The 22,310-nt window shown below is 67.9% G+C and carries 19 protein-coding genes; 15 read left to right on the top strand and 4 right to left on the bottom strand.

Going from position 1 to position 22,310, the window contains the following annotated elements; all coding sequences use genetic code 11:
• Nucleotides 1–51 precede the first annotated feature (51 nt).
• Complete coding sequence (locus ACFWP0_RS14895; RefSeq protein ID WP_377843268.1) at nucleotides 52–996, top strand: LysR family transcriptional regulator; 945 nt, start codon at nucleotides 52–54, stop codon at nucleotides 994–996.
• Here the strand turns inward: ACFWP0_RS14895 and ACFWP0_RS14890 are convergent.
• Entirely contained in the window at nucleotides 932–2,359 is a 1,428-nt protein-coding gene (locus tag ACFWP0_RS14890; RefSeq protein WP_377843265.1) for a 3-deoxy-D-arabino-heptulosonate 7-phosphate synthase, read from the bottom strand. The two genes, ACFWP0_RS14895 and ACFWP0_RS14890, sit on opposite strands and share 65 nt — an antisense overlap.
• A gap of 305 nt (nucleotides 2,360–2,664) precedes the next feature.
• Between ACFWP0_RS14890 and ACFWP0_RS14885 the strand changes: the two genes are divergently transcribed.
• The 13 genes from ACFWP0_RS14885 to ACFWP0_RS14825 all read left to right on the top strand — a co-directional run bounded on the left by ACFWP0_RS14885 (nucleotide 2,665) and on the right by ACFWP0_RS14825 (nucleotide 16,178).
• Complete coding sequence (locus ACFWP0_RS14885; RefSeq protein WP_377843262.1) at nucleotides 2,665–3,660, top strand: ligase-associated DNA damage response exonuclease; 996 nt, start codon at nucleotides 2,665–2,667, stop codon at nucleotides 3,658–3,660.
• Nucleotides 3,661–3,713: 53 nt separating this feature from the next.
• The gene (locus tag ACFWP0_RS14880; protein WP_377843260.1) at nucleotides 3,714–5,318 is read left to right on the top strand and encodes an ATP-dependent DNA ligase; all 1,605 of its coding nucleotides are present in this window, start codon (nucleotides 3,714–3,716) and stop codon (nucleotides 5,316–5,318) included.
• On the top strand, nucleotides 5,315–7,780 hold the full coding sequence (locus ACFWP0_RS14875; RefSeq protein WP_377843257.1) for a ligase-associated DNA damage response DEXH box helicase: 2,466 nt from the start codon (nucleotides 5,315–5,317) through the stop codon (nucleotides 7,778–7,780). The genes ACFWP0_RS14880 and ACFWP0_RS14875 overlap by 4 nt, the downstream gene beginning before the upstream one ends.
• On the top strand, nucleotides 7,761–8,441 hold the full coding sequence (pdeM, locus tag ACFWP0_RS14870; RefSeq protein WP_377843254.1) for a ligase-associated DNA damage response endonuclease PdeM: 681 nt from the start codon (nucleotides 7,761–7,763) through the stop codon (nucleotides 8,439–8,441). Before ACFWP0_RS14875 ends, pdeM begins: the two co-directional genes overlap by 20 nt.
• A 56-nt stretch (nucleotides 8,442–8,497) precedes the next feature.
• Nucleotides 8,498–9,541, top strand: a complete 1,044-nt coding sequence (locus ACFWP0_RS14865; protein ID WP_377843252.1) for an acyl-CoA dehydrogenase — start codon at nucleotides 8,498–8,500, stop codon at nucleotides 9,539–9,541.
• On the top strand, nucleotides 9,529–10,116 hold the full coding sequence (locus ACFWP0_RS14860) for an SAM-dependent methyltransferase (RefSeq protein ID WP_377843249.1): 588 nt from the start codon (nucleotides 9,529–9,531) through the stop codon (nucleotides 10,114–10,116). The genes ACFWP0_RS14865 and ACFWP0_RS14860 overlap by 13 nt, the downstream gene beginning before the upstream one ends.
• Before the next feature lie 10 nt (nucleotides 10,117–10,126).
• Entirely contained in the window at nucleotides 10,127–10,795 is a 669-nt protein-coding gene (locus ACFWP0_RS14855; protein ID WP_377843246.1) for a glycosyltransferase, read from the top strand.
• Nucleotides 10,796–11,325: 530 nt separating this feature from the next.
• A complete protein-coding gene (locus tag ACFWP0_RS14850) occupies nucleotides 11,326–12,090 on the top strand; it encodes a BON domain-containing protein (protein ID WP_377843244.1) in 765 nt (254 codons plus the stop codon).
• A 67-nt stretch (nucleotides 12,091–12,157) separates the two neighbouring features.
• Nucleotides 12,158–12,340, top strand: coding sequence for a hypothetical protein (locus ACFWP0_RS14845; protein ID WP_377843241.1), 183 nt, complete (start codon nucleotides 12,158–12,160; stop codon nucleotides 12,338–12,340).
• Between the two features lie 47 nt (nucleotides 12,341–12,387).
• Nucleotides 12,388–12,651, top strand: a complete 264-nt coding sequence (locus ACFWP0_RS14840) for a hypothetical protein (RefSeq protein ID WP_377843238.1) — start codon at nucleotides 12,388–12,390, stop codon at nucleotides 12,649–12,651.
• A 222-nt stretch (nucleotides 12,652–12,873) separates the two neighbouring features.
• On the top strand, nucleotides 12,874–14,265 hold the full coding sequence (locus ACFWP0_RS14835; RefSeq protein ID WP_377843236.1) for an FAD-binding oxidoreductase: 1,392 nt from the start codon (nucleotides 12,874–12,876) through the stop codon (nucleotides 14,263–14,265).
• A gap of 297 nt (nucleotides 14,266–14,562) precedes the next feature.
• Nucleotides 14,563–15,789 carry a sulfite oxidase gene (locus ACFWP0_RS14830; protein WP_377843233.1) on the top strand — a complete coding sequence of 409 codons (1,227 nt, stop codon included), beginning with the start codon at nucleotides 14,563–14,565 and terminating at the stop codon, nucleotides 15,787–15,789.
• 14 nt (nucleotides 15,790–15,803) lie between these two features.
• A complete protein-coding gene (locus ACFWP0_RS14825) occupies nucleotides 15,804–16,178 on the top strand; it encodes a c-type cytochrome (protein ID WP_377843231.1) in 375 nt (124 codons plus the stop codon).
• 34 nt (nucleotides 16,179–16,212) lie between these two features.
• Here the strand turns inward: ACFWP0_RS14825 and ACFWP0_RS14820 are convergent, their stop codons facing one another.
• The 3 genes from ACFWP0_RS14820 to ACFWP0_RS14810 all read right to left on the bottom strand — a co-directional run bounded on the left by ACFWP0_RS14820 (nucleotide 16,213) and on the right by ACFWP0_RS14810 (nucleotide 21,273).
• Nucleotides 16,213–17,160 (bottom strand): sensor domain-containing diguanylate cyclase, encoded by a 948-nt coding sequence (locus tag ACFWP0_RS14820; protein WP_377843229.1) that lies wholly within the window; start codon nucleotides 17,158–17,160, stop codon nucleotides 16,213–16,215.
• 190 nt (nucleotides 17,161–17,350) lie between these two features.
• Nucleotides 17,351–17,764, bottom strand: a complete 414-nt coding sequence (locus ACFWP0_RS14815) for a phospholipase D-like domain-containing protein (RefSeq protein ID WP_377843226.1) — start codon at nucleotides 17,762–17,764, stop codon at nucleotides 17,351–17,353.
• 347 nt (nucleotides 17,765–18,111) lie between these two features.
• The gene (locus ACFWP0_RS14810; protein ID WP_377843223.1) at nucleotides 18,112–21,273 is read right to left on the bottom strand and encodes an autotransporter domain-containing protein; all 3,162 of its coding nucleotides are present in this window, start codon (nucleotides 21,271–21,273) and stop codon (nucleotides 18,112–18,114) included.
• A 477-nt stretch (nucleotides 21,274–21,750) separates the two neighbouring features.
• On the opposite strand from ACFWP0_RS14810, the gene ACFWP0_RS14805 reads away from it, so the two are divergent.
• A complete protein-coding gene (locus tag ACFWP0_RS14805; protein ID WP_377843220.1) occupies nucleotides 21,751–22,269 on the top strand; it encodes an O-acetyl-ADP-ribose deacetylase in 519 nt (172 codons plus the stop codon).
• The last annotated feature ends 41 nt before the right edge of the window (nucleotides 22,270–22,310 follow it).

Raw genomic sequence — 22,310 nt, 5'->3', positions numbered from 1 at the left:
CTCGCTGACGACATTGGACAATCCACCTGTTTGTGCCTTGAATGGTGAATCATGATTGACAATATGCCCGACCTGAATCTGGTCAGACTGTTCGTGGCGATGGTGGAGTCGCGCAACCTCAGCGCCGCGGCCGTGCGCTGCGGCATGACGCGATCGAACATGTCCCATCGGCTCAAGCGGCTGGAACTCGATCTGGGCGCGCAGCTCTTTCGGCGGACCACCCGCCATGTCGAACTGACGCAGGCCGGCCAGTTGCTCTACCAGCACGGCATCCGCCTGCTGGACGAAATGCGCGCGGTGCAGGCCGCCATCGACAGCCTCGATGGCGCCGTCAGGGGCGATGTGCGCATCCGGCTTCCGACAGGCCTGGGACATCTGTACCTGGCGCCCGTGCTGCTGGACTTTGCGCGCACCTATCCCGATATTTCCCTGCGCGTGCACATCAACGACGGCATCGGGGACCTGATCTCCGCGGAAGTCGATCTTGCGCTGAAGATCACTTCCGCGCCGCCCGAGGACCACGTCGCGCGCCGCGTCTGCGGCATCCAGTGGTGCCTGTGCGCCTCACCGGATTTCCTGGCGGAAAACGGCCCGGTGCAAAAGATGGAGCAGCTTGGCCGCTGCGACCTGATTTCGCCGCAATCGCTGGGGCGCCGGTTTGACTTGCGCCTGAAGCCGGATCATGGAGATCCGCTGATCCTGCGCATTGCGCCCAGGCTGCAATCGGGCGACTACCCGTTCCTGCGCGACGCCGTCCTGGCGGGACTGGGTATCGCGTTGCTGCCCCGCTATGCCGTGTGGAGCCAGTTGCGCGACGGGACGCTGATTGAGGTCCTGCCGCAGTTCGAACCCGAAGGGGTGGGCGACGCCATCTATCTGCTGACCGCGCCCAACCGCTTTCCGTCCATGGCGACGCGCGTGCTGGCCGACTTCATTCGAGAGCACATCGAGCGGCATTTTCGGGACTGGGACAGGAACTTGGCGGCGGCCCATTGACCGCGGCCAGCAGGTCGTCGGTGTGCACCATCAGGTCGCGCACCTGGCGCAGCATCGGGTACTGGTTCAACACGGCGCCCCACTGGCGCGATGTCAGCAGTTCATGCCAGAGCGGCTCAAGGTCCTGAGCCTCCACGGCTTGCCCGTCCGCCAGGCGCGCGGCGAATTCCAGGCTGGCCTGCGCCGACAAGAGCTGCATCCGGCCGGCCGCGCCGAGCAGGCGCGGCGCCGGTTCGGCGGGCGCATCGCAGCAATAGAGCACCGTTCTGGCCAGACCGGCTTCGTCGGTCGTCAGCGCGCTAAGCGATGCGCCGGTCAGGCGCAGCGTTCCTTGCCCGCATTCAAACGGATAGGCGACGCTTGCGTCGGCCTGCGCGAGCAGGCGCAACCCGCGCAGCAGGCGCGCGAGGTCGGTGGTGGCGGCATCAACGGAGGCCTTGGCCTCGACAAGCAAACAAACGTCCCAGGCCGGCGTCGCATCGGCAATCGGCGCTTGCCGCAGCAGCGCCGCGTCCCACTCGGTCTTGGCGCGCTCGGCGCTGCCGGGCATGGACGCCGGCACGCGCATCGAGGTCGCAACGCGGTAGGGCGCTCCGGTCTCTGCGCCGAGGCGCCGGGCCAGCGCCTCCAGCGCCTGCGCGGCCAGCGCTTCGACCGCGGCGCCGCGCCGCCGCGACGCGGAGCCTTGCGCGGCGGCCGCAGGGCTGCCCGGGCGGGGGCCGTTGCGGTCCCACAGCGATTGATACTGCTGAACGAGTTCATCCGACGCCAGGGCATCCAGGCGCTGCAGGCGGGCCAGCCCGGGATCGTCCAGCAATTGCGTCAGGCCGCGCCTGACCGGCGCATCGTGCCCGGTCTCGGGCAGGGCGAGGACATGCCGCGCAATCGCGGCGAGCGCGGACCACGACGCGGAGCCGGCCGCGGCGTGTAATTGCGCCAATGCCTCGCGCTGCGGGCCGGGCGGCAGGCGTTGCTGCTTGCCGGGATGCGCGATCCCATTGATGGCCGTGTGGACGGCGCGGCGGTCCTGGCCGGCGTGCGCGGACAGCGACGCATGCTCGCGCACCCGTGGCGCCCGGTGGCGCAGCGCCATGGCCTGAAAGACAGGATCGCCTTGCGGGGCGCGCATGGCTTCACGTATCAGCCGCGCAAGCGATTCGACGAACAGGCGCTTGACGGCCGCGTCCGGCGCCGCGCCGCCGAGCAGCGCCACGCGGGCCTGCTCGATCGCAATCGCGAGCGCCGTCGCCGGATCGGATTCCTGCATCGCCGGCGTTGCGGCGGGCATGGGCGGCACGCGATAGCGGCGCGCGACGGCGCGCAGCGTCTCGTCAAGCAAAGAGGGGGACGGCAGCGTGGACATGATGTGATCAAGCGCCTCTACCAGGGCACGACCGACAGCGCGACGGAAGCGATGACGACGAGGACGACGAGTGTCAGGATGTGCTTGGTTCGCATTGATGCTCCTTGGTGTGTGATCCACTACGACACTACCTGCTATCGCATGCTTGATCTGATTCCGAAGTTTATATTCCACGTCCGAAGGTTTCGGCGCGCTGACGGGAACGTCTTGAACGCCTGCGCGTCCGCGCCGCCGGGGCTTCGCGGTATAACTGTCGCAACGCGGTCCGCGGCGCCCCTTGCGCCGCGCCGGATCGGGAGCATGCCATGCGCGACATCGTGCAATTGCGTCCGGAAGGCCTGTATTGCCCGGCCGGGCGGTTCTACATCGATCCCTGGCGGCCCGTGGACGTCGCCGTCCTGACGCACGGCCACGGCGACCACGCCCGCGTGGGCATGGGCTGCTATCACACCAGCGCGGAAGGCCTGCCCATCCTGCAGTGGCGCCTGGGGGACCAGGACTATCGCGTCCACGGCTATGGCCAGGGCTTCATCCTGGGCGACGCCCGCGTGTCCCTGCATCCGGCCGGCCACGTCCTGGGATCGGCCCAGGTCCGCATCGAGGCCGAAGGCCAGGTCTGGGTCGTCTCCGGCGACTATAAGCGCCAACCCGATCCGACCTGCAGCCCGTTCGAGGTCGTCGCCTGCGATACCTTCATTACCGAAGCGACCTTCGGCCTGCCGATCTACCGTTGGCCCAGCGCCGCCGACGTGGCGCGCGACATCGCGCAATGGCGCGACCATTGCGCCGCGCGCGGCGAGGCCGCCATTTTGTATTGCTATGCGCTGGGCAAGGCGCAGCGGGTGCTGGCGGAACTGAAGCCCTTCATCGACCGCCCGGCCTATCTGCACGGCGCCATTGCCGCGGGCGTCGACGTGTACCGCCGGGCGGGCATCGCCATGGCCGACACCCGCCTGGTCATCGATGCCGACGGCGCGCCGGGCACGGGGTTTGCTGGGGAACTCGTCCTGGCGCCGCCGTCGGCCGCGGGCAGTGCATGGCTGCGGCGGTTTCGCAAGGCGCAGCACGGCTTTGCCTCGGGGTGGATGCGGCTGCGCGGCAACCGGCGGCGCCGCAATATGGACCGCGGCTTTGTCGTGTCCGACCACGCCGACTGGCCGGACCTGCTGCGCACCATCCGCGAGACCGGGGCGCGCCGCGTGATCGCCACGCATGGCGACACGGACGCGCTGGTGCGCACGCTGAACGAGTCCGGCATTGCCGCCGAAACACTGGCCACGCAGTACGGCGAGGACGACTAGGGCCTGTGCGAGGCTCCTTTTAGTGTGAACAGGCCCTAGAGACGGAACCACGCATGAAGCGATTCGCGGCGTTGTATCAGGAACTGGACCGCAGCACCGCCACCTTGGACAAGCGCGCGGCGCTGGTGGCGTACTTCCGCGATGCGCCGCCGCGCGACGCCGTCTGGGCGCTTTATCTGCTGGCGGGCGGCAAGGTCACCAGCGCGCGCCGCAAGATCGCCGCGGTGGGCGAAATGCGCGCCTGGGCCGCCACGGCCTCGGACACGCCGCCATGGCTGGTGGACGCCAGCTACGACCAGGTGGGCGACCTGGCCGAAACCCTGGCCCTGCTGGTGCCCGACCCGGCGCAGGCGGCGCCCGAGCGCGGCCTGGCGGACTGGATCGAAGAGGTGCTGGTGCCGGTCGCCAATCGCGACGAGGCCGAGCGCCGCGAGGTCATCGTGGCGGCCTGGCTGGGCCTGCCGTTCGAAGAGCGCCTGGTCTTCAACAAGCTCCTGACCGGCGCGCTGCGCGTCGGGGTGCCGCAACGCATGGTGCAGCAGGCGCTGGCCGAAATGTCGGGCGTGCCGATCGCGCGGATCGCCCAGCGCATGCTGGGGGCATGGTCGCCCAGCCCGGCGTTCCTGCGGGACCTGCTCAGCGCGGAAGAACTGCCCGGCGACCGCCAGCAGCCTTATCCCTTCTTCCTCGCGTCGCCGCTGGAAGGCGATCCGGCCGGCCTCGGCGCTATCGGCGATTGGCTGCTCGAATGGAAGTGGGACGGCATCCGCGCCCAGCTGATACGGCGCCACGGCGAGGTCGCGCTCTGGTCGCGCGGCGAAGAACGCCTGGATGGCCGGTTTCCGGAAGTGGAGGCCGCCGCCGCCGCGCTGGACGTGGACTGCGTGCTGGACGGCGAGCTGCTGGCCTGGCAGGACGACACGTCCGAGCCCATGCCGTTTGCCGCCTTGCAGACCCGCATCCAGCGCCTGAAGCCCGGCCCCAGGTGGCTGGCCGAGGCGCCGGTGCGGATGCTGGCCTACGACCTGCTGGAGTTGAACGGAACAGACTTGCGCGAGCTGCCGCAAGCCGAACGCCGCGCGCGATTGGAAGCGCTGCTGCGCCGGCATCCCGATCCGCGCTTGCGGCTGTCGCCTGTGGTGGCGCCGTCCAGCTGGGACGAGGCCGGCGCGCTGCGCGCCGAGTCGCGCGAGCGCGGGGTGGAAGGCTTCATGCTCAAACGCCGCGGCGCCGCCTACCAAAGCGGCCGGCGGCGCGGAGACTGGTGGAAATGGAAGATCGATCCGCTCACCATCGACGCCGTGCTGCTCTATGCGCAATCGGGCCACGGCCGCCGCAGCACGCTCTACACCGATTACACCTTCGGCCTGTGGCAGGGCGATGCGCTGGTGCCCGTCGCCAAGGCCTATTCCGGGCTGGACGACAAGGAGATCCTGGAACTGGACCGCTGGCTGCGCGCGCATACGCGCGAACGTTTCGGGCCGGTGCGCTCGGTGGATCCGGTGCAGGTATTCGAGCTGGGCTTCGAAGGCGTCAACCTGTCCAAGCGGCACAAGTCCGGCGTGGCGGTGCGCTTTCCGCGCATCCTGCGCTGGCGGCACGACAAGGCGGCCGGGCAGGCCGACCAGCTGGACACGCTGAAGGCGCTTGCGCGATGAGCGCGCAGCGCCGGGCCTGGGACGCGCCGCTGGCGGCGTGGTTCGCGGCGCGCGGCTGGAAGCCGGCGGCATTCCAGCGCGAGACCTGGCGCCGCTATCTGGCGGGCGAATCCGGCCTGCTGCACACGCCGACCGGCAGCGGCAAGACCCTGGCGGCGTTCGGCGGCCCCTTGCTGCAGGCGCTGGCCGACGCCGGCGCGGCGCGCGCGCCGGAAGGGGCGGGGCCGCGCGTGCTGTGGGTCACGCCGCTGCGCGCGCTGGCCGCCGACACGGCGCGCGCCCTGGCGCAAACCGCGGGCGACCTGGATATTGCATGGACCGTCGCGCTGCGCACGGGCGACGCCAGCGCGCGCGACAAGCGGCTCGCCCGCCAGGGCAAGGCGCATGTGCTGGTGATCACGCCGGAATCGCTGGCGCTGTTGCTGTCCTATGCGGACGCGTCCGCGCGTTTTCGCGCCCTGCGCTGCATCGTGGTGGACGAATGGCACGAACTGCTGGGAAACAAGCGCGGCGTGCTGCTGCAGCTGTGCTTGGCGCGGCTGCGGCGCTTGTCGCCAGAGACGCGGACCTGGGGCTTGTCCGCCACCCTCGGCAACCTGGAAGAAGCGCGTTCGGTGCTGCTGCCGCATGCGCCCGGCAGTCCGCTGGTTGCGGGCGCGCGGCCGCGCAAGATCACCGTCGCCACCCTGTTGCCCGAGCGCGATGGCGCCATGCCGTGGGCGGGGCATTTGGGCCTGTCGCAATTGCCGCGCGTGTTCAAGCGCCTCTTTGACGTGCGCGCCAGCCTCTTGTTCACGAACACCCGCGCCCAGGCGGAACTGTGGCATCGCGCGCTTGAATCGATCTGGCCCGAGGACCCGGCCACGCTGGCGCTGCATCACGGCTCGCTGGATCCCCGGCTGCGGGCCGCGGCGGAGCAGGGCTTGCGCGACGGCGCGGTCCGTTGCGTGGTGGCCACCTCCAGCCTGGACCTGGGCGTCGATTTTCCCGCCGTGGACCAAGTGCTGCAGATCGGCAGCCCGAAAGGCGTTGCCCGCCTGCTGCAACGGGCGGGCCGCGCCAGGCACCGGCCGGGCGAATCGGGCCATGTCATCTGCGTGCCGGCCCAGGCGCTGGAACTGATCGAATATGCCGCCGCCCGCCAGGCCATTGCGCGCGGCGAAATCGAATCGCGGCCGCCGCCGACCGGCAGCCTGGATGTGCTGGCGCAGCACGCCGTGACGCTGGCGCTGGGCGGCGGCTTCGACGCGCATGCGCTGTTCCTCGAAGTCCGCGGCACCCATGCCTATGCCGCGCTGGACCCCGGCACCTGGCAGGCCGTGCTGGATTTCATCGTGCAGGGCGGCCGGGCGCTGGCCAAGTACCCGGACTTTCACCGCGTCGTGCGCGACGACGACGGCTGCTACCGCGTGCATGACCGCCGCATCGCGCTGCGTCATCGCCTGTCCATCGGAACCATCACCGCCGACGGCGCCGTGTCCGTGAAGTATCTGCGCGGAGGCGGGCTGGGTTCGGTGGAGGAGGGTTTTCTGGCGCGCCTGCGTCCGGGCGACCGCTTCCAGTTCGCGGGCCGCACGCTGGAACTCGTGCGGCTGGAAGGCATGACCGCCTACGTGCGGCGGGCCAAGGGCGGCGACGGTCCGGTCGCGACCTGGCAGGGCGGGCGCATGCCCTTGTCCACGCAGCTGGCGCGCGAAGTGGAAAGCCTCTATGCCCATCCGGGTTCGCACCCTGAAATGCGCGCCGTGCAAGCGCTGCTGCGGATCCAGGGGCAGGCCAGCGCATTGCCGGACCGCGGGCGCCTGGTGGCCGAGCGCGTCGGCACCCGGCGCGGCATGCACCTGTTCCTGTTCCCGTTCGCCGGGCGCGCCGTCCACGAGGGCATGGCGGCCATGATCGCGCTGCGCTGGGGCAGGCTGGCTGCCAATACGTTTTCCTACACCGTTAATGACTACGGCCTGATGCTGACGTTGGCGGAATCCGCCGCGCTGGACGACGCGCTGCTGCGGCGGCTGCTCAGCCCGGATGGCATGGCGCAAGACTTGCGCGATGGCGTCAACCTGGGCGAACTGGCGCGCCGGCAGTTCCGCGAGATCGCGCGCGTCGCGGGGTTGCTGACGCCGTCGCTGCCCGGCAGGGCGGCGCGCTCGCTGCGCCAGGAGCAGGCCTCCAGCGGCCTGCTCTACGACGTGCTGCGCCGCTACGACCCGGATCATCTGCTGCTGGCGCAGGCCGAGCGCGAGGTCTTCGAATTGCAGCTTGAAGCGCCGCGCCTGCTGGCTGCGCTGCAGGACTGCGAGGGCCGGACGCTGGCGCTTGCCGAACCGCGGGCGCTGACGCCCCTGTCGTTTCCCCTGTGGACGGAAAGCCTGCGCGGACAGATCAGCACGGAAACCTGGCAGGTCCGCGTCAAGCGCGCCGCCGCGCAACTGGAGAAGCGCTATGCCCGAATCGCCCGATGACGCGCTTTGCGTCGCGTTGGCCGGCGAGCCCATGGTCCTGCTGGGCGGGCGCGCCATGCATTGGCCCGCGCGCTCGCGGCTGATCATCGCGGACCTGCATCTGGGCAAGAGCCACGTGTTCCGGCGGGCCGGCATCGCCGTGCCCAGCGGCGCCACGCAGGATGACCTGCTGCGCCTGGCGCGCCTGGTGGAACAGACCGCGGCGCGCGAGCTGTGGATCGTGGGCGACGTGCTGCACGGACCGGCGTCGCGGGCCGCCTGGCGCGACGCCTGGGCGCATTGGCGGGGCGAGCATGCTGGGCTGGACGTGGCGGCGCTGACCGGCAACCACGATCGCGCGCTGGACGGCGCGTCTTTCGGCATGCGCCAACTGGGCGAGGCGCAGGAAGACGGCCCGTTCCTGTTCCGCCATCTGCCGCAGGCCGATCCGCGAGGCCGCCATGTGATTGCGGGCCATGTGCATCCCAAGACCCGCGTGCCGGGCGTGCCGCGCAGCTGGCCGGCGTTCTGGCTGAGGCCGGGAATCACCGTGCTGCCGGCGTTCTCCGATTTCACGGGCGGACATGGTGTCTACGCAGGCCGGGGCGATGCGCTGGTGGCCTGCGTGGAAGGCGCCGCGCTGCCGCTCGGCCGGGCGCCGCAAGAGCCGCCATCGTCGTAACGGCGGGCACGGCGCTTGCTGGATAAGGCGACCTCTTATCGCAGCCGCCTCCCGCCATGACCGTCCGCCCGGGCTTTGCCTCCACCCCCACCGTTTCCGTGCGGGCGATCCGCCAGATCCTGGCCGAGACCCAGCCGCCGCTGGATCCCGGGCTTTGGCTGCGCGCGCTGGCGGATGGCGGATGCGACCAGCTCCCCATGCCGGGCTCCGGCGCCACGCTGGCGCGCTGGCAGGCGCTTGCCTGTGTCGGGGCGGTGGACCTGAGCCTGGCCAAGCTCTACGAGGGACATACGGACGCGCTGGCCATCCTGGCCGAATTGCGTGCGCCGACGGCGTTGCGGGAGGCGCGCCTGTGGGGAGTCTGGTGCGCCGAGCCGCCGGATCATCGTGTTGATATCCACCCCCGGGCTGACGGCTCGACAGCGCTGCGCGGGACCAAGGCCTGGTGCTCGGGCGCCGCGGCGCTCACCCACGCCCTGGTGAGCGGATGGAGTCCGGCGGGAGAGCCGTGCCTGGTCGCCGTTGCGCTCGATCAGGCCGGCGTCGCGATCACCGGCCGGGGCTGGCACGCCGTTGGCATGCGGGCAGCGGCAAGCGTCGATGTGATCTTCGAGGACGCCGTGGGCGTGCCGGTGGGCGCGCCGGACGCGTATGTGCGCCGGCCAGGCTTCCTGCATGGCGGCGCGGGCGTCGCGGCCTGCTGGTACGGCGGACTGACCCGGATTGCGCAGTACCTGCGCGGGGCGCTGCCGGCGGACTCGCCCGATCCTCACCGTCTGGCGCACCTGGGCGCCATCGACGTCGCGCTGGCGCAAGCGCGCGCCGTGCTGCGCGAGACCGCCGCCGACATCGACTCGCACCCCGAAGACCCCTGCGCGCCGGCTTGCGCCCGAGCCCGCCTGGCCGTGGAAGCCGCGGCCGCGCAAGTGCTGGAGCGCGCCGCGCGGGCGCTGGGCGCGGGGCCCTTGTGCCGCGATGCGGGTTTTGCGCACATGATGGCCGACCTGCCCGTCTTCATCCGGCAAAGCCACGCGGAACGCGACCAGGCCGCGCATGGCGGCGCCATCCTCAAGCTGCGGGAGGCGCCGTGGGATCTGTAGCCGCCGACCATTTTGAACGGCTTTACCGCGAACACGCCGACCCCTGGAATGTTGCGGGCGCATGGTACGAACGCCGCAAGCGCGGGCTGTTGCTTGCCGCCCTGGGGAGGGAGCGCTATGGCCATGCATTCGAGCCGGGCTGCGGCGCCGGAGACCTGACGCTGCGCCTGGCGCAACGCTGCGACCGCGTCTGCGCCGTCGACGTCGCAAGCGCCGCCATCGGACGCTGCCGGGCGCGGCTGGCCGACGCCGGCATCCGCCACGTGGACGTCCTGACCTTGAACCTGCCGGGGCAATGGCCGCCGACGCCGCCGGGCGGCTTCGACTTGATCGTCGTGTCCGAACTGGCGTACTACCTGGACGCCGCGGCGTTGGCGCGATTCCTGGATGCGGTCGATGCCTCGCTTGCGCAGGGGGGCGAACTCGCGGCCTGCCACTGGCGCGCGGACTTCAGCGACCGCGCGCAAGCCACCGATGTCTTGCATGACGCCATGGCGGCGCTTGCCGGGCTGGTTCCGACGGCGCGCCACGAGGAAGCGGAATTCCGCCTGGACCTGTGGCGCAGGCAATCCTAGAGAGCGGCCCATGATCGGAATCTGCATTCCCGCGCACAACGAAGAACATCACATCGCGGCCTGTCTGCGCGCGGCGATGCGCGCGGCCCGCCACCCGGGCCTGTCGGCGGAACCCGTCCGGATCGTGGTGGTGCTGGACCATTGCCGCGATCGCACCGCCCAGCTGTCCGCCGCCTGGCCCGTGCATTGCCTGACCATCCAGGCACGCAATGTCGGCGTGGCGCGCGCGCTGGGCGCGCGGCACCTGCTGGACGCCGGCGCCCGCTGGCTCGCCTTCACGGACGCCGACCCGCGCGTGTCGGAGGGCTGGCTGGTCGACCAGCTTTCCCTGGGCGCCGAGGTCGTCTGCGGCACGGTGACGGTGACCGGCTGGGAGGAGCACGGCGCGCACGCGCAGCGGGCGCGCTTGCGGTTTGCGCAGCACTATCAGGATCGCGAAGGCCACCGGCATGTGCACGGCGCCAACCTGGGTATCGCGGCGCAAGCGTACCGCAGGACAGGCGGCTTCATGGGCCTGTCGTGCAGCGAGGACCAGGCCCTGGTCGACAAGCTGGAGCAGGGCGGCGCGCGCATCGCCTGGACCTGCCTGCCGCGCGTGACCACCAGCGCCCGGCCGTACTCCCGCGTCGAGGGCGGGTTTTCCTGCGCGCTGCGTCAGGGCTGGGGGACGGGCGACTGATGCCCCCCGGCACAAGGCTTATCTATCGGGCGGCCTGTGCGCGACGGCGACCGCCACCGCGCCGTTGGGAAGCCGGTACTTTCCGCCTCCCAGCCAGGTGACAGGCTCGCCCGTCGGCAACGTGCACACGTATTGCGGCACCGGCGCGACATCCTGGTTCCGCTTCACGATGAGACGCCGTTCGACGCGGCACGTGGACCGGTCCGGCAGCTTGACGATTACATCGGACAACCTTGACCCTGAAGCCATATGCACCTCCTGTATGTCGCTTGGTCTTACTCCCTGATCCGGCGATTGACCCGGGGCTGGATGCGCCCGTTCCTGGTGCTTCATTCTTAGCATCCGCGCGCGGGGTTGGCCTATCGGCCTTTCAGGGCATAGACGCCGCCGAAAGTAGGCAGGCGCGCGGCGCCGCCCGTGTTCCGGCACAGCACTTGCTGCCCGAGCTTGACCAGGGAACGGCCTGGCGCCGGGCCCGCGCGAATTTGCTCAATTGAAGGAGACACGCGATGAACAAGGATCCGAGGTACATGCCCAGATATCGCGGCGACGACGCCGAGCGGGAACGGGAGGCGGACCAGGCCCGCGGCCCTTATCGTCCCGCGCAGCAGCGCGGCCGTCCGGGCGGCCAGGAAGGCCGCGATCCGCGCGCATACGGCCGGGGCGCGGATCAGGAGCCCTGGCAAGACCCCGCGCCTTCCTTTGGCTATCAGGGCGAGGGGACACGCCCGGCGCCTGGCACACGCGCGACCCGCGAGCCCGTGCGCAGCCGCAGCGCGGATCCGGGCCAGAGCAGCTATGGCGGGTTCTCGCAGGAAAATCCGTCGTATCAGCGGCAGCAGGTCTACGGCGCGCGCGATTCCGGATATGAGGGACCCACATCATTTGGCGACGACGAAGGCGGGTACTACGGGGACCGTCCCTCGGGACGCGAAGAGCCCATGTCCTTTGAAACCGCGGAGCGCGGCGGATATGGCGGCGGCATGACGGCGTGGCGGGACCGGGGTTCGCAGCGGACCGACCCCAAGGGCTACATCCGCTCGGATGAGCGGGTGCGCGAGAACGTGTGCGAAACGCTGGCGCACAGCGGCCTGGATGTCAGCGACGTCTCCGTCACGGTCACCGACGGAAAGGCGATCCTGGAAGGGACGGTCCCTGACCGCCCCACCAAGCACCGCGTCGAAGATTGCACCGACGCGTGCGCGGGCGTGAAGGATGTGGAGAACCGGATCCGCGTCGCCGGTTCGGCGCAGGCGCGCCAGGCCGGGCCCACGGGCCCGGCCGGCGACACATGACGCGGGCGCGCGGCCGGGAATGATGCTTGCTGGGAATATCCAGATAGCCAACGACAGGAGCTAGACCATGACCAAGTCCAAGGAAAACAAGCCCAACGCGAGCGAGGACGACACGCCGCGCACCGAGCAGGCCAGCCATCGCGACACGCAGAACCGCAGCAAGAAGGAGGGCCACGTATCGCAGATAGGCACGGGCCAGGATCAGCAGAGCCAACGCAACCGGGGGCAAGGCGCGCGCAGCAAGCCCTGAAGCAGCAGTCAGCCGCGCCCGCGCGCGTCACCCACGGACGGTAGAGCATGGACGGCATATGGGATTTTCTGCAGTGGCCGGCAATGGCCGCGTCGCTGGCTGCGGCTTGGCTCGTGGCGTCGCTGGGCATGGCCAGGCGCAACGCGGGGTTCTGGATATTCCTGCTGAGCAATGTCCTGTGGGTGGCCTGGGGGTGGCACGATGGCGCCTACGCGCTCATCGCCTTGCAGCTTGGCCTGGCCGCGCTGAACATACGCGGCGTCATGAAAAATGACGCGTCGCAATCTTCCCCTGCGCGCGACGGCTCTTGAAGACGCTGACCTGCGCACGGCAGAGGCCTATACTTTCTAGTCACGCACGCTACAGCACACGACATGGGCGTCTGCCGCCTTACCCCCGCGCGGCGTGTGCCGGGCATCTGGTGCTTTGAGGTCATGGCCCCTTGCGCAGGAGGCATATTCCATGTCGCGCCCACGGATATAGACGGCTTACTTTAGACGTTGTGCAGTCCATCACCTTCAAGGAGGTGTGTGATGAGCAAACTGTCCAGTGGCGCCCTCGATGACCTGAGAGCCTCGGTAAGAGGCCAGATCCTGGCGCCTGACAATGCCGGCTATGACGATGCCCGCAAGGTCTGGAATGCCATGGTCGACCGCCGGCCCGCCGTCATTGTGCGGTGCGCCGGCACGGCGGATGTGCGCCGCGCGGTGGATTTCGCGCGAGACAACAAACTGGTGGTGTCCGTGCGCGGCGGCGGCCATAACATCGCGGGCACGGCGGTCTGCGATGACGGGATGATGATCGATCTTTCCCCGATGAAATCGGTGCGGATCGATCCCCAACTGGCCAGGGCCTATGTCGAGCCCGGCGCCACGCTGGCCGACTTCGACCACGAAGCCCAGGCATACGGCCTGGCGGTGCCCTTGGGCATCAACTCGACGACCGGCGTCGCCGGCCTGACCCTGGGAGGCGGCTTCGGGTGGCTTAGCCGCAAGCATGGCATGACCGTCGACAACCTGGTCTCGGCGGACGTGGTCACCGCCGACGGCAAGGTCGTCCGCGCCAGCGCCAGCGGCAACGAGGACCTGTTCTGGGCGATCCGTGGCGGGGGCGGAAACTTCGGGGTGGTGACGATGTTCGAGTTCCAGCTTCATCCCGTGGGGCCGCAGATCTATGGCGGGCTCGTGGTATTGCCGCTGGAGCAGGGCAAGCAGGCGCTCCTGAAGTATCGCGCCGCGCTTGCGGCGATGCCTGAAGAACTGACGGTCTGGGCCGTTCTGCGGCAGGCGCCGCCGCTGCCTTTCCTGCCGGAAGCGGTGCACGGCAAGCCGATAGTGGCTTTCGCCATGTGCTACACGGGCGGCCTGGACAAGGGGCCGGACGCCGTGAAAGAGGTGCGGGAGTGGGGCCAGCCCTACGGCGAACACCTGGGTCCCATGCCTTACGCCGCCTGGCAGAAGGCCTTCGATCCCCTACTGACCCCGGGGGCGCGCAATTACTGGAAGTCGCACAACCTGGGGGAGCTGCAGGACGGGCTGATCGACGCCATCATTGCAGCCGTGGAGAACCTGCCGTCGCCGCAGTGCGAGATCTTCCTTGGCCATATCGCCGGCGCGCCGATGCGCATACCCGTCCCCACGACCGCCTATCCGCATCGCGCGGCGCAGTTCGCCATGAATGTCCATGGGCGATGGGATGATCCGAAGGACGACGAGCGCTGCATCGCCTGGGCGCGCGAGCTGTTCCGGACAACGGAGCCGTACTCGCAGGGAGGGGTGTACGTGAACTTCATGACGCAGGACGAACCGGAACGGCTGGGCGCCGCCTACGGGGCCAACTTCGACCGGCTGGTCCAGGTGAAGACCCGGTACGACCCTCAGAACCTGTTCCGGCATAACCAGAACATCAGGCCGGCGACGCCGTGAAGGGACCGCCGCGAGCAATCGCGGCGGACTCATTCAAGCTTGATGTTCGCCTTGCGAGCCACATGGTGGTCTGGGACCCGGGCACGCCGGCTATCCGCAGCTATGCAGGTTGACTCGCAGGGCAGAGTGATATTCGAAATTCTTATATCTGAACTATTCATAAATCTATAGTTCTTTAGAACCTGTTGACATAAAGAAAGGTATTGCCGATGATGCAGAAGCCCGCTCCCCGGCGGGCCAAGATAAGCACAGCGCCGCGTCCGCGGCGCAAGAGCGCGGCCACTAGAGAGGCATGCCATGGAGACATCCCCCCACAACCCCGCGCGGCGCCGCCTGCTGGCCGGCAGCGCCAGCGCCCTGGCTGCCGCCGGCCTGGGCGCCCCAATCATCGCGCGCGCCAGCGACTCCCCCGCTAAACCGGCCGCCCCGGCGGCCAAGCCGCTGCCGCCGTATGCGGCCTGGAAAGACGCCGACAGCGTCATCGTGCACAGCGCCAACACCATCGAAACCAGGCGCAGCGCGTTTGGCGACGGCGTCATCACGCCATCGCGCCAGCTCTACGTCCGCAACAACCTGCCGCCGCCCAACGCGTCCATCCTGGACGACCGCGATGCCTGGACAGTGGAAATACTGGGCGTCAAGCAACCGCGCACACTGACCGTGGGCGAACTCAAGACACTGGGCGTGGAGACGCTGGCCACGGTACTGCAATGCTCCGGCAACGGTCGCAAGTTCTTTCCCCACAAGCCCAGCGGCACGCCATGGGAGGTCGGCGCAGCCGGCTGCGTCATGTGGACGGGCATTCCGGTCCGCACCCTGGTCGAATACCTGGGCGGCGTGGACGGCGCACCCAGCTACATGACGGGTACGGGCGGGGAATCGCTGCCCGAAGGCCTGGATCCCAAGACCCTGATGGTGGAACGCTCGGTGCCTCGCGAGGCTATGCAGGACGCCATGCTGGCCTGGGAAATGAACAACGAGCCGCTGACGCTGGCCCATGGCGGTCCGCTGCGGCTGATCGTGCCGGGCTACACCGGCGTGAACAACGTCAAGTACATCAAGCGGCTGGCCTTCACCGCCGAACAAAGCCCCGCGAAAATCCAGCAGACCAGTTATCGCCTCGCGCCGATAGGCTCCAAGCCGGGCCCCGGCAACCCTTCGGTCTGGGGCATGGAGCCCAAGTCCTGGATCACCACCCCCGGCGCGGATGGCCAGGCCGTCAAGGCCGGCCGCGCCGTGGTGCGCGGCGTGGCCTTTGGCGGCATGCATGCGGTCAAGCGGGTGGACGTGTCCATCGACGGAGGCAAGACCTGGAAACAGGCGGCGCTGATCGGACCGGACCTGGGCAAGTACGCGTGGCGTCAGTTTGCGTTGCCCGTCGAATTGTCCGCCGGGCAGCATGTGCTGGTGAGCCGGGTCGAAGATTCGCAAGGCAATGTGCAGGTGGAAGCGCGGGTCGAAAACGTGGACGGCTATGTCAACAGCAGTTGGCGCGATCACGGCCTGACGGTTAGCGTGTCCTAGTCGTGCCGGCATCGATGGACAGTACGTTGCCGCGGCATGTTGCGCGCTGCCGCCCGGCCGGATGGCGGCTATTGTCCGCCGCGGCGGCGGGCCTGTTGTCCCTGGCCGGCGGTTTGGCATGTGCGGCGGAACCGAAAGATGTCGAAGCCGGCCGCACGCTATTCATGAAGGCCACGACGCCGGCCTGCGCCGTGTGCCACACCTTGGCCGACGCCGGCGCGGCGGGCACCATCGGTCCAAACCTGGATGAACTGAAGCCGGACGCCAGCCGCGTGGCCCAGGCCGTGCGCAACGGCATCGGCGTCATGCCGTCTTTTGATGCGCTGAGCGATGCTGATGTGCAGGCCTTGGCGACGTATGTATCTGGCGTCGCCGGTGGTGCGCAGTAGCCGTTACAGGTCTCTCAACTGAAAACCTGGGCGCTCAGGTCTCCAACTGCACATGCTCGATACGGTGCCGCCCGTTGTTCTTGGCCACATATAGCTGCTGATCCACGGCTTTGATGAAGGCGGCACGCTCCGCCTGCCCGCCCGGCGCCACCGTGCCGGCTCCTATGCTGACGGTGACGCGCCTGCCATGCGGCGACAGTGCATGCACGATAGCCTTCTTCTGGAGCAATCGCTGGCAGCGTTCAGCGACTTTCCGGGCCCCCTCGGCATCGGCTTCAGGCAGCAGCACGACAAACTCTTCACCTCCGTAGCGCGCAACAAGATCGCGCGGGCCATCCAGCGCCAGACTCAGCGTCTGGGCGATCTCCACCAGGCATTTGTCGCCCTGAGTGTGGCCGTACAAATCGTTGTATTGCTTGAAAAAATCGACGTCGAACAACAATACGGACAGTGGCTGTCGTTCGCTGCGCGCGCGGTCCCACTCCAATTCGAAACTGCTATCAAAGCGACGCCGGTTGGCAATATTCGTCAAACCATCCTTGAAGGACAGGACCTCCAGCTCTTTTTGCAAGTTCAGCAGCTTTTCCTCGGTCTTCTTGCGTTCGGTGATGTCAAACATGAAGCCGATCAGCGCTTCGACTTCGCCTTTGCCATTGCGCACTACGTGCACAACGTCGCGAATCCACACATAGCCGTTGTCCCTGGTCAGCGCCCGGTAGTCCGCCTCATGGTCCACGCCGGCCTGGGATTGGGCGACGCAGAAATTCACCACGTATTCGCGATCCTCGGGATGCATGCGCATGGCCCAGTCCTCGACGCTTACCCAACTATCCGAGCTCCATCCCAGCAATGCCTCAATCTGGGGGCCGATATAGGCGAATTTCATCGTGGCCCAATCGATCTTCCAAGGAATTGCCTTGGTCGACTCCAGCAAGGTTCTGTAAACCGCGTTGTCGTCAAAAAGCGGGCTTACGTCGGACATACCCAATTCCTCTTCGATCCATATCAACAAGGCACTTTAGCCTGAAGCCGTCCCCAATCCTAGAAGACGGGGCCTGCGGATGTCATCGATAAACAAGCGGTATCGGATTCCCATTTTTATCGATTTTGGATGCCTCGTTGCTGCGGCATCTGAGGTCCAAATGAGCCAGATACGCTGCTAGCTGCTGATGCTAAGGGTCTCCCTTGATACCACTGACAAGGTAAGACAACTCCTCATTCGACGTGAGCGCGGCACTCGTGATGTTGGCTGACCCGACGATTGCGGAATATAGATCGTCCGTCTCGAAGCAGTACAGCTTCGTGTGGAGATATGAACGACTGTGATCTACGACGATATGCTCGACACCGAGTGTGGCCAATGCGCTAGCGGCGTCCTGCTCGGTGTGTTTGTCGTTGGAATAGAAAGTCACTCGGGCTCCGCGTTTCATGGCCTTCTTCAGTTCAAAAGCAATCGCCTTTATCCCGCCGGCCTTTAGATGACCAGAACACATCCAAATCGTGTGCGCACTGGCCAATCCGTTCCTGATAGCCTCAAGATGGTCGTGCTCGCCCGTCTTCGATCGGTTCCAGATGAAATTCGCCATGGAATAGTATTGTTCCCTAGAAAAGGTCTCGCGCAGAAGCAAGCCCTATCATTGGCGCTCGACGCTGAGACGACGGTGACATCCGCAGAAGTTCGACAATTGTAGGCCTCCCAATAACTCTAACCGCATCTTCCTTCGAGGTGAGCGGTGAGACGTGCGCCAATATCCTATCCGAAGCGGCCACGCGGTGGGCCGCGGTCTCTGTCCACTCCTGGCCGGACGCAGTCGTAGGCGATCTACGGCGCACGCAATGCGAGCTGGCAGGCTCGGGCAGCGGTGGCGGGGAGATGACGGAAGGATCCGTACAAGCCGAAACCGTTCCGAACGCGCGTTAGCCCCCCATTTCTCTAGAAGAGGACGCGCAGCGAGGCGCTCACCGCACGGTCGGTTGCCCCGCCGCCGAACTGCCCGTCGAACGCTACGCTTGCCGTGACTCGCGACGTGACATGCAAGTCCAGCCCCGCGCCGATCACCACGGCGTCCTTGCCTAGCGGCACCCCGCTGATGGTAAAGACATCGCCGCCCTGGAAAGACACATGGGACTGCGGCGTGATATCGCCGTATGCTCGGCGCCATCCCACCAGCCCGCGCACCGTTGCGTCGACGGAGCCGGCGCCGATCCGCGACGATCCCCGCAACCCCAGCGTGGAGAAGGTCGTGGAGGTGTCGCCGCCACGGCTGCGCAACGCGGCCAAGCCGCCGCTTTCGGTAAAGCCGTCGGTGTGCAGATTGACGTAAGCCAGGTTGACGAAGGGCTCCATCGTCACCGGGCCGTCGCCCAGGCGATAGCCCAGTTCGGCAAAGGCCTGCGCGGTGTTGGCGCGATAATCCGCCTTCATGCGCCCGCCCACCGCGGCGACGTTCACGTCGCGCGCGGAATCGATGTCATGCCATGTGTAGACGCCGCCCAGCCGCAAGGCGAGCCGGTCCCATTGCGTGCCGCCGTAGACGCCCAGATGGTAGTCGTCGGTGCTGCTGCGAGCGTTCTGATCGTCGACCTTGTAGCGGCCACTGCTGTAGCCCGCCAGGACGCCTACGCGCCACGCGCCCGTTGGCACGTCCACGCCCACCACGAAGCCCGCCGAATCGCGGTCGATGCCGCCGGCGTTGCCGTTGCCATTAGTATGGCCCCAGCCGCCCCAGGTCTGGCCCCAGGCGACGCGGCCGTTTCCACAGGTGTCGCCGTTCGTCCTGCCGTCGCGCTCGTGCGGTTCGCTTGCGCCTTCCGTGCAGAACGCGTTGCGCAACCGATCGATGGCCAAGTCGCGCGAATAGCGGCTGTCGTACAGCATCGCCCCCTTGGCCGAGGCCAGGGCCGAGCCCGACAACTGATCCAGCGCGCTGCGCGCCGCATCGAAGGTGGGCGAATTGAGCAGCGCGTCCGAGACCACGGTGCCCGTCGCGCCGCCGGCGGTGGCGCTCTGGTTGGGCGTCTCGGCAGCGTCCTCCACGTCGCCGGTTTGCGTCACCGTCAGGTAGGCGTTGGTCGCGTCGTAGCGTTCGGCCAGGCTCAGAAACGGCGTGACCACCATGTCGCCGCTGACGGCATAGGTGCCGGTCAGTCCGCCCGTCGTGCCCAGCACCTGGTAGGACGTGCCCGCCTTGTAGAGTTGGGATCCGGTCCTGACCACGGACATGGCCGCGCCGGCATCCAGCGTGGCCGTCCCGTTGACCGCGATCTGGTCCGCCGACGCGCCGCCTATCTCTACGACGTAGGTCGAACCGGCTTGCTGTACGTAATTGCCGTTGACGCGCAGCGTGCCGATGGAATTGCCTGGGGCAATGGCGCCGCCCGTCTGCACGGTGGTCGCCCCCACGCTGCCGCTACCGCCCAGTGTGGCGCCCGACGCCACGGTGACCGCCGAGTTGGCGAAGGCCCCGTTGATGATCAGTGCGCCGGCTTGCACCCGGGTGCCGCCCGACATGGCGCCGCCGCCGTTGAGCACCACGCGGCCGCTGCCTTGCTTGGTCAGCGTGCCGATGCCGTCGATGATCCGGCCGTCGACCGCGTTCGCATCCTGCGCCAGCACCAGCGCGCCATCGTTGCGGATGTCGCCGGTGCCTAGACTGGCGATCGACGCTACTACCGTCCCGCCGGCGATATCGGTGCCGCCGGAATACGTGTTGGCGCCCACCAGCGTCAGTGTTCCCGCGCCGGTCTTGGTCAGCTTGCCCACGCCACCGATCGCGCCGGTGCTTTCCAGGTCGGCATCGGTCTGCAGGGTGCCGCCGCCGAGCCCCAATTCGATATCCCGGGCCGTGCCGATGACCGTCGTCGTGCGCAAGGCGCCGCCATTCAGCGTTACCTTGCCATCGCTGGCGCCCAGACTGGCATCGCTGGCTATCGACAGCGCGCCATCCCGGATGGTCCAGTTCGTAGTTTCGGCCGTGGCGCCCGTTAGCGTCCAGGTGCTGGCGCCGCGCTTCTCGAAAACGCCGAAACCCTGATAGCTGGCTGCGCTGCCGGCTGCGCCAAGATCCGCGACGTTGAAGCCGGCGTCATTGTCCCCGCCCAGGCGCAAGGTATCGGCGCGGCTGAATGCCACGGCGTTGCCGTTGAGCACCGACCCGGCTTGCAGTTCAAGCGTGTTGACGCCGCCGATGAACGCCACGGCGGCGGCCTGCACGCGGGCCGGCGCCCCGGCGCCCGACCACGCGCCGCTCAAGGCGCCCGTGATGGTGCCTGCGTTGATGACCGTGACGTCGACGCCCTTGACGCCCGCGCCGCCAGCGCCGGTCTGGCCCCCAATCACGCGCCCCGCGCCGCCCACGCCCCCGGCAATGGAGCCGCCGGCCAGATTTACGACGGTGCCGCCGTGCGTCAGTTGTACGCCGGCGCCGCCGCCGCCGCCGCCATTGGCAGTCACCGCGCTCCCGGCTCCGCCCGCGCCACCCACTATGGCGCCCGCGTTCACCAGGCCGGCGCCGGCCTTGAGCAGCACGCCCATCGCGCCACCGCCCGCCCCACCGGTCACCGTCGCGCCGCCGCCGGCGCCGCCGATCACGGTTGCGCCGGTTTCCACATTGACCTGAGCAATCGAAAAGATGCCGGCGCCGCCGCCACCGCTGCCGGCGTTGGCTTGGGCGCGTCCGGCGCCGCCGCGCACCGTGACCCCGCCTGTGACGGTCACGTCTGCCAAGGCCGACACGCCAACGCCTCCGCCTCCGCCTGCGCCCGAGGTGCTGACGTTGTTCTGCGGGTTGGCGCCCGCTGCGCCCGTGCCGCCGGTCACGTTGGTGGCAATGACGGCGGCGCTGGCGAAGGTCTGGCCCGTGCTGCCGGTTGCGCCGGCCAGGCCGAGCGCCTGTCCCAGGCCCGTACCGCTATCGCCCGGACCGCGTGCGCCACCCGCGGCGCCATTGCCGGTGTCCAGATCCACCGCGCCGCCGCCGCCAGCCGAACCGGCGTTGCTGCCGCTGCCGATGCTGCCTGGGCGGCCCGTGGCTTCGGCCGCCGTGCCATCGACACCGCCCAAGCCTCCGGCGGTCAGCGTCGGACCCGAGCCCACCGGACTTCCATATCCGCCATCGGCTCGCGCCGCCGCAGTCGCCACGGCGGCACTGATTGCGCTCGCCACCAGAACCGCTAAGGTCTCGGGACGCAAACGTTTCCTCTGGTCCTTCTGCCGGCGTTTGTGATGCGACATTCTTGCGCCCCTTGTTCGGTTTTTGTTGAGGCTGCGGAGTTTAATAGGGCCAGATTGCGGCGCCGCGAATAACCTTTTGGGCATGTCAAGCGTTCGGCGGTTCAAGATCGTGCGCGGCAAACAGTCATACGACGTCGCGGCTTAGTGAAGCTGCCCGAGACGGGCGCGCCGATGGTCAGGCAGCAACAAAGGCGCCAAACTACAATTTCTTTTGGGAAATCGCAGTCTGGCTCCTCTTGAAACCGCAATGCAGCAGCGCTGCCGAAAGCAGCGAATGCACGCATGAGCCCGCTACATTGTTGCTGCGCCGACTGCGTTCACGCTTGCAAGGAGCAGCATATGTCCACACGTCTGCGTGCAATCCATTCGGATATTACGAAGCTTCATGTGGAAGCTATCGTCAATGCGGCAAACTCGTCCCTGCTTGGCGGCGGCGGAGTCGATGGCGCGATTCATCGCGCCGCAGGCCCGGATCTTGTGCATGAATGCCGGCTGCTCGGCGGCTGCAAGACGGGCGATGCGAAAGTGACCAAAGCCTATCGTCTTTCCGCTCAATTCATCATTCATACGGTGGGCCCGGTATGGAGAGGCGGAGACAGCGGAGAACCCGCATTGCTGTCGAGCTGCTATTGCCGATGCATTAAGCTGGCGGAAGAAAGGGCTATCGCTTCAATTGCGTTTCCAAGCATTAGCACCGGCATATACGGCTATCCCATTGCGTTGGCGGCCGAGGTAGCCGTCAAAAGCGTTCGCGAAAGCCTGGCGTGGGATTCGTCTGTTCAAGAGGTAATCTTCTGCTGTTTCTCGCCAGAAGACCTTCTTCACTATGAACGCATATTGAATCGGCCGCCTGCTTGAGCCGATGCGGAGACGCGGGCTTCCGATAGGGGCGGCCCGCT

The organism is Achromobacter sp. NPDC058515 (genome assembly GCF_042721735.1).
Lineage (GTDB): Bacteria > Pseudomonadota > Gammaproteobacteria > Burkholderiales > Burkholderiaceae_B > Achromobacter.
This window is presented reverse-complemented; position numbering and strand designations above follow the sequence as displayed.

Bases quoted from the DNA above. Each gene is read 5' to 3' on its own strand.
- ACFWP0_RS14815 (WP_377843226.1), bottom strand. From the start codon at position 17,764: ATGGCGAATTTCATCTGGAACCGATCGAAGACGGGCGAGCACGACCAT.
- ACFWP0_RS14895 (WP_377843268.1), top strand. From the start codon at position 52: ATGATTGACAATATGCCCGACCTGAATCTGGTCAGACTGTTCGTGGCG.
- ACFWP0_RS14845 (WP_377843241.1), top strand. From the start codon at position 12,158: ATGACCAAGTCCAAGGAAAACAAGCCCAACGCGAGCGAGGACGACACG.
- ACFWP0_RS14820 (WP_377843229.1), bottom strand. From the start codon at position 17,160: ATGTCCGACGTAAGCCCGCTTTTTGACGACAACGCGGTTTACAGAACC.
- ACFWP0_RS14835 (WP_377843236.1), top strand. From the start codon at position 12,874: ATGAGCAAACTGTCCAGTGGCGCCCTCGATGACCTGAGAGCCTCGGTA.
- ACFWP0_RS14865 (WP_377843252.1), top strand. From the start codon at position 8,498: ATGACCGTCCGCCCGGGCTTTGCCTCCACCCCCACCGTTTCCGTGCGG.
- ACFWP0_RS14885 (WP_377843262.1), top strand. From the start codon at position 2,665: ATGCGCGACATCGTGCAATTGCGTCCGGAAGGCCTGTATTGCCCGGCC.
- ACFWP0_RS14840 (WP_377843238.1), top strand. From the start codon at position 12,388: ATGGACGGCATATGGGATTTTCTGCAGTGGCCGGCAATGGCCGCGTCG.
- ACFWP0_RS14880 (WP_377843260.1), top strand. From the start codon at position 3,714: ATGAAGCGATTCGCGGCGTTGTATCAGGAACTGGACCGCAGCACCGCC.
- ACFWP0_RS14875 (WP_377843257.1), top strand. From the start codon at position 5,315: ATGAGCGCGCAGCGCCGGGCCTGGGACGCGCCGCTGGCGGCGTGGTTC.
- ACFWP0_RS14850 (WP_377843244.1), top strand. From the start codon at position 11,326: ATGCCCAGATATCGCGGCGACGACGCCGAGCGGGAACGGGAGGCGGAC.
- ACFWP0_RS14890 (WP_377843265.1), bottom strand. From the start codon at position 2,359: ATGTCCACGCTGCCGTCCCCCTCTTTGCTTGACGAGACGCTGCGCGCC.
- ACFWP0_RS14855 (WP_377843246.1), top strand. From the start codon at position 10,127: ATGATCGGAATCTGCATTCCCGCGCACAACGAAGAACATCACATCGCG.
- pdeM (WP_377843254.1), top strand. From the start codon at position 7,761: ATGCCCGAATCGCCCGATGACGCGCTTTGCGTCGCGTTGGCCGGCGAG.
- ACFWP0_RS14830 (WP_377843233.1), top strand. From the start codon at position 14,563: ATGGAGACATCCCCCCACAACCCCGCGCGGCGCCGCCTGCTGGCCGGC.
- ACFWP0_RS14825 (WP_377843231.1), top strand. From the start codon at position 15,804: ATGGACAGTACGTTGCCGCGGCATGTTGCGCGCTGCCGCCCGGCCGGA.
- ACFWP0_RS14805 (WP_377843220.1), top strand. From the start codon at position 21,751: ATGTCCACACGTCTGCGTGCAATCCATTCGGATATTACGAAGCTTCAT.